A 12,802-nucleotide genomic window follows, 5' to 3' on the forward strand; every position below is an offset into this window, starting at 1 on the left:
AATTCTTCAAATCTATGAAAAGCCTCCTCAAACATAAGTTGAGGAGGTTTTTAATGACTCAAGTAGAACGAAAATAGGCTATATCCTACTGGTTTCAGGTTTATGGCAACTCCTTCTTAAATATGGTTTCTAAACCATCCCAATAAAGTGAATATTTATGATTGTAAACCGGATTATAGTTACTGTAAGACAATTCGAAAACTTGTAATACATGGTCGGAAAAAGAAAATGCATCAGTATCTGCAAACTTTTCATGAGAAATCTCTTTTGAAAGCCATTCATTTGCTTCGACCTGTAACAGCTCAATATCGTAAGTTGTATATCCTTGATTACTTACTATTCCAATATATAAAATATTATGCCTTTGATCAGCATTCTCAAGCAACTGAATAAAGACATTATCTGCTACAAATGTTTTTTGGCTCTTCAATTTGTAGGTATCCGTATCATAGATTACGGCAATTGTTCTATCAAAGCCAAAAGCATGAGGGGTATTTTTAACCTTGAAAATCGCCAATATTTCGGAAGCCCCAGTCGAAGTGAAACTTCCATATATGATAGAATTCAATCTGATAAGCTCATCCAAAGTTTTATCACTTTCTGCACTCAAATAGTCATCCTGGCTTCTGTCAATTTGAGCTTGAAGTCTATCCGATAGCTGCTCATATTCACGGGTACTATCCATTGAATTGGCTCCTTGATCTAACGAACAGCTGCTGAGTATCACTAAGACTATTAATACTAAAATCAAAATAGATAATTTTCGACTCATGATTTTCTCTCCTTTTCAAGAAGGGTTAGTACTTTGTTTGTGGAATAGACTTACAAATAAAGCGAGTGAATGTAACATTTTTTCAGGGAGGTAGTTAAATAAATAATGAATTTTATCAAAAAAATAAATTTAAAGAAAAAGCTCATCTTTATAGTACTTATAGCAATAATTTTTTTGTTATTGCATTCAACCCCAAGTATGGCATTAAGAACACAAGTATTTATTATGGGTTATCCCCATATTGCTTTAACCACTGAGATTATTGACGATGAATATCATAATGAAGTAGATCAAGAGAAATTTGCTGAATTAAATGCCAAAGCATATACCCTTACTAAACCACCAATTGAAAAAGCTACTCAAGGAGAGTTAAGAAACTATCTTGTAAGGAAATCTGGATTTTTATATTTTGCTGAATACTACGGTGAGGGCTAAAGATCTTATGTATTAACGAGTATGTTACTAATTTGTCAATCTGTCAATTCTTTTCCAAAGAAAAAATAGGATATTGTAATGGTTAATTCATGCCATGCTAATGATTGCAAATAATTTTATAGTACATTAGGATTACTTATATCAATATTGATGCACAAATAAGAGAGGAGAATAGTGAGGTATTCTGTACAAATACATCATTATAAAAAATGAATAACAGTAAAATTGTGTATCTTGAAAAAGTAATTGAAGAACAGTACCCCAATACGGCAGGGATTGTTATTATGAAGAATGAAAAGTTAGTTTATGAGCAGTATTTCAATGGGTTAACCAAAGATGATACCATACATATTGCATCTGTTACAAAGAGCATCATTTCTACACTAATTGGGATCGCCATTGATCAAGGTTATATTAAAAGTGTAAATCAGAAAGTATTGGATTTTTTCCCCGATTATATAGTCAAACGTGGTGAAAAAATGATACAGAATGTCACAATACAGAATTTGTTAACAATGACTGCACCGTATAAATACAAATCTGAGCCATATACAAAGGTTTATTCTAGTGATGATTGGACAAAAGCTGCGCTAGACTTATTGGGTGGCAAAAGTGAGATTGGACCTTTTAGGTATTCCACAGTTGGTACACAGATTTTATCGGGAATCCTCACTAGTGCAACAGGTGATTCTGTACTTGATTTTGCAAAAGAAAATTTGTTTGAGCCACTTGAAATCAGAGTACCACACAAAATGATAATACGTAATAAAGATGAATATTTCGCTTTTCTGAAAGATAAGTATGTTAGCGGTTGGATAGTAGATCCTAGAGGTGTGAACACAGCTGGATGGGGACTTACTTTAACACCTAGGGATATGGTAAAAATCGGGCAGCTATACTTGAATGGTGGTATGTGGGAAGGTAAGCAGATTCTATCCTCAAAATGGATTGAGGAAAGTAGTAGGGAAAACAGCCGATGTGGAAAGTTGTCATACGGTTATTTGTGGTGGATTATTGACGGCGATAATTGTTGTTATGCGGCTCTAGGGGATGGTGGAAATATAATTTTTGTCAATCCTGAAAAGAAAATGGTAGTTGTAATGACCGCTTGTTTTATGCCCAGAGCTAAGGATAGAATTGAATTAATTAAAAAGCATATAGAATTAGTTTTTGAAGATAACAAGTAAGAGAGAATTTTAGGCATCTGTAAGATTATGAGCATAATAGATGGGCTGCGATGAGCAGTCCTTTTTTTTCTGCCGAGTTTTTCTCACTAGTTTTTGCACAAGCTAAAGTAATTTCCGACATATTCTAACAAAAAACTCTAACTTCCTTATTGACTAACCTGTATATACAAGTGTATGATGTAGCTATTGTTTGTGAGTGTCTTGTATATACAAGTTAAAAATGAAAACGCTTGTAAAGAGGTTAATGTAACCGCAAATTGGAGGGGAATCTTCGTGAGTGCTATTGACAAAAAGGTTGTAGAACAGATTTTAGAAGGGATTGGCGGGAAAGAGAATATTGCATCTGCTACACATTGTGTGACGCGATTGCGTTTAGTGTTGCATGATGATGCGAAAATCAATAAAGAGCAGTTAGAAAGTTTAGAGCTGGTCAAAGGTACATTTAGTACAAATGGACAATTTCAAGTTGTCATTGGACAGGGTACAGTAGATAAAGTGTATCAACAACTTATTCAACTAGCTGGTGTTGGTGAATCCTCAAAAGAGGAAACAAAGGCAGCAGCCGAAAAGAAGCTGAATCCATTTCAACGTGCCATTAAAACATTAGCAGATATCTTTATCCCTATTTTACCGGCAATTGTAACAGCAGGTTTATTAATGGGGATCAATAATATCTTAACTGGTGCTGGAATTTTCTATGATGACCAATCAATCGTAGATGTCCACACACAATGGGCTGATTTTGCAAGTATTATTAATTTAATTGCAAACACTGCTTTTGTCTTCTTACCAGGTTTAATTGGTTGGTCGGCAGTGAAGAAGTTTGGCGGAAATCCGCTACTTGGTATTGTATTAGGTTTAATGCTTGTACATCCTGATCTTTTAAATGCTTGGGCATATGGAGCGGCAAAAGAAGCGGGAACTATTCCTTACTGGAACATTTTCGGCATTGAAATTGCCAAAATGGGCTACCAAGGACAAGTACTACCAATTTTAATTGCATCTTATTTCTTAGCCAGAATGGAAATCGTCTTACGTAAACGAATTCCAGATGCGTTCCAATTATTACTTGTCGCACCTATTGCCTTACTCATCACAGGGTTTTTAGCCTTTATTGTAATCGGACCTATTACATTTGCCATTGGTAACGGCATTACTGATACTTTTGTCTGGATATTTGATCGTTTTGCTGTCATTGGTGGTTTATTGTACGGATTAATTTATGCACCACTAGTTATTACAGGAATGCACCACACATTCTTAGCTGTAGATATTCAATTAATTGGTACAGTGGGTTTTACATTCTTATGGCCAATTTTAGCCTTATCCAATATTGCTCAAGGCTCTGCTGCTTTAGCGATGATGTTTGCAACAAAGGATGAGAAGCTAAAGGGTCTATCGCTTACTTCATCGATTTCCGCTTATTTAGGAATTACGGAGCCAGCCATGTTTGGAGTGAACTTACGCTTTAAGTTCCCCTTTATTTGTGCGGTCATCGGTTCTGCGATCGCAGCAGTAGTCATTACGATAAATAAAGCTGTTGCCTTCTCCATTGGGGTTGGAGGTCTACCAGGTATTTTTTCAATCATTCCAGAAAAATGGCTGCCATTCTTCTTCGGAATGTTAATTGCCATCATTGTCCCTTTCGTTTTAACATTTATAATTGCAAAAATAAAGAAAACTGCATAATCATTGGATACCGTTGGTTAGTTTTGACCAATGGTATCGCCATTTGTCACGTTCTAACCGTCGGTAAGCTTCCCTCTCTATAGGAGGAAGATAACCGACGCTAAGAACCCGATAAGGGCGACTAACCATCAGGTGGAGCAAAAACTCCATCTAATGGAAGTCTACTTTATATGAAAATTGGAAATGGAGTGATAAAGTTTAATGAAAAAAGATGAATGGTGGAGAAAATCCGTTGTTTACCAAATCTACCCGAAAAGCTTTAATGACACAACGGGGAATGGTGTCGGTGACATTCAAGGCATTATTGATAAATTAGATTATTTGAAGGAGTTAGGTGTTGATGTTATTTGGCTAACACCAATTTATGCTTCCCCCCAAAAGGATAATGGCTACGACATTAGCGATTATTTTGCAATCCATGAAGAGTATGGAACAATGGAAGATTTCGATCGTTTATTAAACGAAGCACACGATCGGGAGCTTAAAATAATCATGGATATCGTTGTCAATCATACTTCAACAGAGCATACTTGGTTCCAAGAGTCGCGCAAATCAAAGGATCATTCTTATCGGGATTTCTACATTTGGAAAGAGCCAGTGAATGGTGCCGAACCAACGAACTGGGTTTCAAAATTTGGTGGCTCTGCTTGGAAGCTAGATGAAGCGACAGGTGAATACTACCTACACCTATTTGATGTGACTCAAGCAGATTTGAACTGGGAAAACGAAGAGGTTCGTCAACGTGTCTATGAGATGATGCACTTCTGGTTTGAAAAAGGTGTCGATGGTTTCCGCCTCGATGTAATTAACTTAATTTCCAAAGATCAGCTATTCCCAAATGATGACGGCTCTGTTGCCCCAGGGGATGGTCGAAAGTACTACACAGATGGACCCCGTGTACATGAATTTATGCAGGAAATGAATAAAGAAGTATTCTCTAAATATGATGCGATGACGGTTGGCGAAATGTCTTCCACAACGATCGATCATTGTATTAAGTATACAAACCCAGAGCGTCATGAGCTTAGCATGACTTTTAATTTCCACCACTTAAAAGTGGATTATCCAAACGGTGAAAAGTGGGCGTTAGCAGACTTTGATTTTCTTGCTTTGAAAAAAATACTTTCAACATGGCAAGTGGAAATGCATCAAGGTGGAGGGTGGAATGCGTTATTCTGGTGTAATCATGATCAGCCGCGTATTGTCACCCGCTATGGGGATGACGGTAAGTATCACCGCGAATCAGCGAAAATGCTAGCAACAACGGTGCACATGATGCAAGGCACGCCTTATATTTACCAAGGTGAAGAGTTCGGGATGACGGATCCAAAATTTGAGCATATTTCTCAGTACCGTGATGTGGAAACCATAAACTACTACAATATAATGAAACAAGCGGGTAAGTCAGAAGTGGAGATTATGGAGATCATCAAGCGTAAATCCCGTGATAATTCGAGAACTCCAGTACAATGGGATCAATCAAAACATGCAGGTTTTACAACAGGTACACCGTGGATTGGAGTAGCCGATAACTACCCAGAAATTAATGCACAGCAAGCGTTAACAGATGAAAACTCGATTTTCTTCCACTACCAAGCCTTAATTAAGTTGCGTAAACAATACGATGTTATTACAGATGGGGATTATCAATTACTACTAGAAGATCACGACCAGATTTTTGCTTATACTCGCAATACAAAAGATGAAATATTGCTTGTTGTTAACAATTTCTATGGTAGTGAAACTGATTTTGAATTACCCCTGCATGTAGCTAGTGAAAACAAAAATTGGAAAGTACTATTGTCTAACTATGGGGATTCAAGCGAGACCCCTGTTAAACTAAGATTACGTCCCTATGAATCCATTATTTATCACGTTCTAACCGTCGGTAAGACTCCGAGGGAAGATAACCGACGCTAAGAACCTGATAAGGGCGACTAACCACCAGATGGAATAAAAGCTCCATCTGATGGAAGTCTACTTTACCACGTTCTAACCGTCGGTAAGACTCCGAGGGAAGATAACCGACGCTAAGAACCTGATAAGGGCGACTAACCATCAGATGGAGTAAAAACTCCATCTGATGGAAGTCTACTTTATCATTTCGAAAAGGAATGATACACTTATATACGGTGGTTAAAGATGAATAATAAATATATTAAAATATACGATGACTTAGTCGTACAAATAAAAGAAGGGCAGCTAAAACCAAACGCAAAGCTGCCTTCAGAAAATGAACTTGCATCTATGTATGAAACAACAAGGGAAACCATCCGCAAAGCATTAAACTTGCTTTCTGAGCATGGCTATATTCAAAAAATGCAAGGTAAAGGCTCGATTGTCCTTGATGTTGGGAAGTTTGACTTTCCCATTTCTGGATTAGTTAGTTTTAAAGAATTAGCTAGTAAGCTTGGGCAGCGTGCCAAAACAACATTAAAGCTCCTTGAAGAAATTACACCTAGTGAATTGCTACGAGAACAATTAAAGCTTAAGAAAAACGAAAAAGCCTGGGAAGTCATTCGTGTTCGCTCATTAGATGACGAAAGAGTTATCCTTGATAAAGACTATTTAAATAAACGGCTCATTCCCAGTCTGACGAAAGAAGCATGTGAAAACTCGATCTATGATTTCATCGAAAAAGAACTTGGTCTAGTGATTAGCTTCGCCAAAAAGGAGATTACCGTTGAAGCACCGACTGAAGAAGACCAAGCCTATCTTGAGTTAAACGGCTTCACGAACATCGTCGTGGTCAAAAACTACGTCTACCTAGATGACGCTAGTCTCTTTCAATACACCGAATCGCGCCACCGCCCTGACAAATTCCGCTTTGTTGACTTTGCTAGGAGGAAGTAGATAAATGGTCGATAACAACACAGTTATGAAATCTAAAACATGTAGCTACATGAGCTACATCAAAAACATTTCCAGTATATAATCCTTGACTTATATTATCCAAATGTTTTATGATTTAGATAAATTTAGAATCAGCATTAGAGGTGATTAGTTAAAATGATCATATAATCTTATCCAGTTTTTAAGAAGTTACAGTAGTATGGATAGAGTTGGGCATATCTAATGATTTAGGATATGTTATTTTGTGTTAATCTAAACTACTATAAGTTTCGGATAGGATTATAATTGAGTCATATTTAACTTTGTATTTATACTATTCTTGATCTAGAATAGCTGTTTTGTGCTAGCTTAAATATGATAATACATATAACCTTTCCGAAACTTGATAGTTCAGGAAAGGTTTTTTGTTTTCATTAAAAAATGAAAGGATGATAAATAGATGAATACAAAGATAAATGAGTATATCCTTCCAATGGAGATATCAGGACCATATGGAATGACTGTAGGATCAGATGGAGCTATATGGTTTACAGAAAATACAGGTAACAGAATAGGAAGAATTTCAACAGAAGGTGAAATAACAGAATATACAGTTCCGACCCCAGATGCGGGACTTTCGATTATAGCAAATGGAACTGACGGTCACTTATGGTTTACAGAATATAAAGCAAATAAGATAGGAAAAATGACAATGGAGGGTAAAATTACAGAATATGATATCCCTACAGCAGATGCAGGTGCATATGGAATAGCCTTAGGTGCTGATGGTGCAATGTGGTTTACAGAGCTTACTGGTAACAAAATTGGAAGAATAACGGCTCATGGAGAATTTAGTGAATATCATTTACCTACTCATGGTTCATTTCCTTCAATGATTATATCAGGTCCTGATGAAGCACTATGGTTTACAGAGAATCAAGGCAACAGAATAGGCAAAATTACCTTATCTGGTGATATAACTGAGTTCAGTATTCCTACTTCAGCCTCTGGACCAGTAGGAATTTGCTCAGGCTCTGACAATGCTCTTTGGTTTGTTGAAATAATAGGTAACAAAATAGGAAGAATGACTACATCTGGTGAATTTGTTGAATATCCTCTGCCAACAGCAAATGCTAAACCACATGCAATTATTTCAGGGATAGACGGAGAGCTTTGGTTTACAGAGTGGGGAGGTAATAAAATAGGTAGAATTACATTAGGAGGGGAAATTATAGAATATCAAATACCTACACTGGGATCAGAACCACATGGGCTTGTTCTTGGACCAGATGGAGCAATATGGTTCGCTGAAGAAGCAAATAAAATAGGACAGTTAGTCTACTAGAAATAATCTCGTTTTAAAAACTATAAACGGATAAAGAAAAATATAAACATAAACATTCATGAAAAAAGCTAAAAGGGGCGAAACGCTCTATGATAGGACCAGATAAGAAAAAACTATATCCAAATGAAAACATCAAAACGGTGTGTTATATAAGTAATTTGCCTAAACGACCCAATGTAGAGATTGGAGAATATACTTACTATAGTGATAATAAAAAGTCTCCTGAGAAATTCTATGATCATATAGAGCATCATTATGAATTTCTAGGAGATAAGCTAATCATAGGTAAATTTTGCGCAATAGCTGAGGGCGTTACATTCATTATGAACGGAGCAAATCATAGGATGGATGGCATAACAACCTATCCTTTTAATATTTTTGGTGGTGGTTGGGAAAAGGTAACTCCTACAGTAGAACAACTACCATTTAAGGGTGATACGGTGATTGGCAATGATGTCTGGATAGGTCAAAATGTAAGCATTATGCCGGGTGTAAAAATTGGTGATGGTGCGATTATTGCCGCTAACTCAACTGTAGTAAAAAATGTTGAACCATATGCAATATATGGTGGGAATCCAGCCAAATTTATTAAAAAACGTTTTAGTGATGAAAAAATTGAATTATTGCTAAAGCTTAAATGGTGGAACTGGGACGAAGAGAAGATATTTAATAATCTTAAAATGCTAACATCAAAGGATGGGCTTGATCATTTGAAATAGGATTGAGTTAATAAAAAAAAAAGAATGTGTAGAAGGGGGGAATGACTGTTATGAATAGAAAAAATTCAAATGCTTTTACTACCTTGTCAAATGCAAAAACTGGAGAAATCATTACTTTTGGCATGTACCCACAGGCTGAGGATGGAGTTGACTTAACACCGATAAAGTGGCGAGTACTACAAAATTCAGGGAGTGAGTTGTTCATTTTAAGCGAGTACATCTTGGATTCAAAGCGATACCATCGTGATTTGATAGATATTACGTGGCAGGACTCTGATTTACGAAAGTGGCTGAACGATGAGTTTTATACTACCGCGTTCAATGACTCAGAGAAGAGAATGATCAAGACTACACATTGCGGGGACAATGGAGAGAATAGTCCAGATACAGAGGACGAAGTTTTTTTACTCAGTGTATCGGAAGTAAGAGAGCTCACTGATAAATTTGTTGAAAATTCTTTCAGTATAAAACGTCGTGCAATCGGTACAGAGTTCGCTAAGACGAAGAAAAGGGATGGCTGCCACTTGTATGTGTACGATAAAACAGACAAACGCAATTATTTAATTGAAAACGAGAAGGAATATGGCTGTTCCTGGTGGTGGCTGAGAACACAAGGGAATCAACCATCCCGGGCATTTTTTGTTGGTCCTCGTAGCAGTGTGCGAAGCTATGGGGAAGTAACCCTGTCTCGAGATGGTGTACGACCTGCACTAAAAATGAATCTTGTATTATAATATTTTCGGAAGAGATGCACAATGCTTCATCTTGCCAGCCAGCACTGGGGTTAATGAAAAAAGACCCCATCTTATTTTTCAAATATCTTGACGGGGTCCACCATAAAGCCGATATCTAACGAAGATATCTTATAAATTAAATTAAAATAACATCATAACAATAGCCCCATTTAATAGGTTAGCTAAAGTAGCTGCAATAAGTGCCTTGATTGCTAATTGTTGTACTTCTAACTTTCTTTCAGGCACCATTCTTGAGAGCATCCCGACTATACTACCAACGGCTCCAAAATTGGCAAAACCACTTAATGCAAAAGTTAAAATTGCGATAGAGCGTTCTGAAAAATTCTCAATTCCTAATGAAAGGTTTGCGAAAGCGACAAATTCATTTAACAAGAACTTTTGAGCTAATAAATTTCCTGCCATTACAGCTTCATCCCATGGTATACCAATAACGAAAGCAATAGGTGCAAAAAGATATCCAAATATCAATTCTAAAGAAAGGTTTTCCAGTCCAATAAGTGATCCACCAAAACCAATTACTCCGTTCAACAATGCAATGAGACCGATAAACATTATTAACATTAGACCTACGTTTACGGCATAATGTAAACCTTCTTTAGAGTTCTCAAATATGACATCAATTATATTCGTCTTCTCTTCACTATTACTTGTTTTATCAGAAATTTTCCATTCGTTGTCATTGATTTTTTCAGTTTCTGGTATCACTAATTTGGCTATCATTAAACCGGCTGGAGCAGACATTACTGCTGCTGATATAAGATATTCAATAGGTATTCCCATTGCTGCAAGTCCCATCAGAACGGCACCTGAAACAGAAGCGAGTCCTCCTACCATAACAGAGAATATCTGGGATCTAGACATGTGGGCAATATAAGGTTTCACAATTAAAGGAGCTTGGGTATTACCAACAAAAATATTAGCAGCCGCTGCTATCGATTCTGAATAAGAAGTCTGCATCACTTTAGAAATAAAACCACCAATAATCTTAACCATATATTGCATGATTCCAAAGTAATATAACAATGCAATGAGTACTGTTAAAAAGATGATCATACCAAGGACGTTTACGGCAAAAACCGATAATCCATCACGGTCCGCTAATGGTCCGAATACAAATGATAAACCTGCATGTCCAAAGTTGATTAGATTAGTAATTCCCTGAGATACAAATTGAATGGCTTGTAGTCCTTTGTCCCATTGAAGAACAAGAAATCCAAACACAACTTGTAGAAAGAATCCAATCGATACAGTTCTTACGTTAATCAATCTCTTATTCTCTGACATCAAGATCGATATGATAATAATCAAGCTACATCCAAACATCCCCCAAATAATATTCATGACTCAGCCCTCCATTAATTGAATATTAGGAAAATTAGGCTATAATTAAGGCTTATTTCTAGTAGTTATTAGAACATAACTTTTCGAAATAACCTCAATCAGCCTGTATTTACCTATATTTCTTTAATAATTTGTTTAATTAATTTAACAAATTTATCCTTAGCTTTTCCAGCAACCTCGATTACTTCATCGTGACTTAAAGGCTGTTCTAAAATACCACAAGCCATATTTGTCAGGCACGATATACCTAATACCTTTAATCCTGCATGAACGGCTGTAATAGCTTCAGGTACAGTAGACATTCCAATCGCATCTCCTCCTAAAGTGCGTATCATCCGAATTTCCGCTGGAGTTTCATATACAGGTCCACTCCACCATCCATATACCCCTTGCTGAAGATGTATATTTTGCTCTACTGCAACCCGTAAGGCTACATTTCTTAAATCTTTATTGTATACACAGGAAACATCGGGAAAGCGTGGACCTAACTCTTCATTATTTGGACCTATTAAAGGATTTATCCCGACTAAATTAATGTGATCTGTAATTAACATCAATTCGCCAGGCTGAAAATCCATATTTACAGCACCGCATGCATTGGTAATGATTAATTTATCGACTCCCAAAGACTTCATAACACGAACCGGAAAGGTTACTTCATCTAAGGAGTAGCTTCATAAAAATGAAATCGTCCTTTCATAGCTACAACGACTTTTCCTTTTAATTTTCCAATCACTAGTTCATTTGCATGGCCCACCGCTTCCGATTTGGAGAAATACGGAATTTCTTTGTACGGGATTGATACAGAATCCTCTATTTCATCTGCCAGTCCTCCTAAACCTGAGCCCAAAATCAAACCTATTTCAGGTAGATAATCCGTTTTTTCCTTAATAAAGTCTCTAGCACAGTTAATTTCGCTTGTTAAGTGCATAATCAACCCTCCATTAATTTATAGTAGACCGGTCTGCATAATTTGAGTGTTATAGTAGACTGGTCTAAACGTTTTGTAAAACCAGCCTTAGGTAATGATCGATATTTACGCATTATTTATTTTTAGTAATAGTGGAACAAAATTTGAAACCTTCCTTAAAGGATCAGCATTTTTTTGAGTTAAACAAATCACTAATGAACCTTGTATGATGGCATTGAGTGCCATTGCCAGGTCATAAGCTATTTTTTCTTCATAACCATTGTTTAATAGCTTATCTGCAATCACTTGATGCAAGAGTCAAAAACCTTTTTACAAGCTTCTCTTAAATTATCACTAATATCTGATGTTTCAAGTACGATTGCAGTAATAGGTACCCCTTGAAAGTATTTGTCCTGCTCGAACCTGTCAGCACTATCCAAGATATAGTTTTGCAATGCCTCTACTGGATCATTGTACAAAGATAATTTTTCACTAATAAATCTCGTGACATTTTCTCTAGTCCATTCAATGGCCTCAATCACCAATTGTTCCTTCCCATTAGGAAAATGGTAATAAATTGAACCCCTAGGTGCGCCACTCTTTGCTATGATTTCATTTAACCCAGTTCCAAAATACCCTTTCGTCTGAAGTAGCAATGCAGTAACTTTAATCATTTCCTCACGTGAGTTATTCTTCATAATAAATCTCCTAGCTCATATAAAAAATATTAATACCGGTCTACATAAATAGTATTACTTTTTTTATAATATGTAAAGCGTTTTCAAAAGTTTTTTTTTTAGAGGATCAGGTAAGGACA

General features: G+C 36.5%; 10 protein-coding genes and 2 pseudogenes. 8 read left to right on the plus strand and 4 right to left on the minus strand.

Features of this window, described 5'->3' with window-relative positions; all coding sequences use genetic code 11:
• Window positions 1-100 precede the first annotated feature (100 nt).
• Window positions 101-772 carry a hypothetical protein gene (locus JCM10596_RS14690; protein WP_025027787.1) on the minus strand — a complete coding sequence of 224 codons (672 nt, stop codon included), beginning with the start codon at window positions 770-772 and terminating at the stop codon, window positions 101-103.
• Window positions 773-877: 105 nt separating this feature from the next.
• Here JCM10596_RS14690 and JCM10596_RS14695 point away from each other — a divergent pair, with 105 nt between their 5' ends.
• The 8 genes from JCM10596_RS14695 to JCM10596_RS14730 all read left to right on the plus strand — a co-directional run bounded on the left by JCM10596_RS14695 (window position 878) and on the right by JCM10596_RS14730 (window position 9,713).
• Window positions 878-1,207 carry a YjcN family protein gene (locus JCM10596_RS14695; protein WP_025027788.1) on the plus strand — a complete coding sequence of 110 codons (330 nt, stop codon included), beginning with the start codon at window positions 878-880 and terminating at the stop codon, window positions 1,205-1,207.
• Window positions 1,208-1,416: 209 nt separating this feature from the next.
• Entirely contained in the window at window positions 1,417-2,394 is a 978-nt protein-coding gene (locus JCM10596_RS14700; protein ID WP_025027789.1) for a serine hydrolase domain-containing protein, read from the plus strand.
• Window positions 2,395-2,676: 282 nt separating this feature from the next.
• The gene (gene treP, locus JCM10596_RS14705; protein ID WP_439644849.1) at window positions 2,677-4,083 is read left to right on the plus strand and encodes a PTS system trehalose-specific EIIBC component; all 1,407 of its coding nucleotides are present in this window, start codon (window positions 2,677-2,679) and stop codon (window positions 4,081-4,083) included.
• Between the two features lie 201 nt (window positions 4,084-4,284).
• Window positions 4,285-6,003, plus strand: coding sequence for an alpha,alpha-phosphotrehalase (treC, locus tag JCM10596_RS14710; RefSeq protein WP_025027791.1), 1,719 nt, complete (start codon window positions 4,285-4,287; stop codon window positions 6,001-6,003).
• Window positions 6,004-6,225: 222 nt separating this feature from the next.
• Window positions 6,226-6,936 (plus strand): trehalose operon repressor, encoded by a 711-nt coding sequence (gene treR / locus JCM10596_RS14715; protein WP_025027792.1) that lies wholly within the window; start codon window positions 6,226-6,228, stop codon window positions 6,934-6,936.
• 439 nt (window positions 6,937-7,375) lie between these two features.
• Entirely contained in the window at window positions 7,376-8,260 is an 885-nt protein-coding gene (locus tag JCM10596_RS14720) for a Vgb family protein (RefSeq protein ID WP_025027793.1), read from the plus strand.
• Window positions 8,261-8,349: 89 nt separating this feature from the next.
• Window positions 8,350-8,979, plus strand: coding sequence for a Vat family streptogramin A O-acetyltransferase (locus tag JCM10596_RS14725; RefSeq protein WP_025027794.1), 630 nt, complete (start codon window positions 8,350-8,352; stop codon window positions 8,977-8,979).
• Between the two features lie 50 nt (window positions 8,980-9,029).
• Window positions 9,030-9,713, plus strand: coding sequence for a DUF6273 domain-containing protein (locus tag JCM10596_RS14730; protein WP_025027795.1), 684 nt, complete (start codon window positions 9,030-9,032; stop codon window positions 9,711-9,713).
• A gap of 141 nt (window positions 9,714-9,854) precedes the next feature.
• On the opposite strand, the gene JCM10596_RS14735 is transcribed toward JCM10596_RS14730, so the two are convergent.
• The 3 genes and pseudogenes from JCM10596_RS14735 to JCM10596_RS25740 form a co-directional block, all read right to left on the minus strand.
• Window positions 9,855-11,075 (minus strand): NupC/NupG family nucleoside CNT transporter, encoded by a 1,221-nt coding sequence (locus tag JCM10596_RS14735; protein WP_025027796.1) that lies wholly within the window; start codon window positions 11,073-11,075, stop codon window positions 9,855-9,857.
• Between the two features lie 113 nt (window positions 11,076-11,188).
• Window positions 11,189-12,006 (minus strand): annotated as a pseudogene (locus tag JCM10596_RS25735) (purine-nucleoside phosphorylase).
• Window positions 12,007-12,111: 105 nt separating this feature from the next.
• Window positions 12,112-12,683 (minus strand): annotated as a pseudogene (locus JCM10596_RS25740) (TetR/AcrR family transcriptional regulator).
• Window positions 12,684-12,802 lie beyond the last annotated feature (119 nt).

This window comes from Caldalkalibacillus mannanilyticus JCM 10596, assembly GCF_000615945.1.
Classification (GTDB): Bacteria; Bacillota; Bacilli; order Caldalkalibacillales; family JCM-10596; genus Bacillus_AT; species Bacillus_AT mannanilyticus.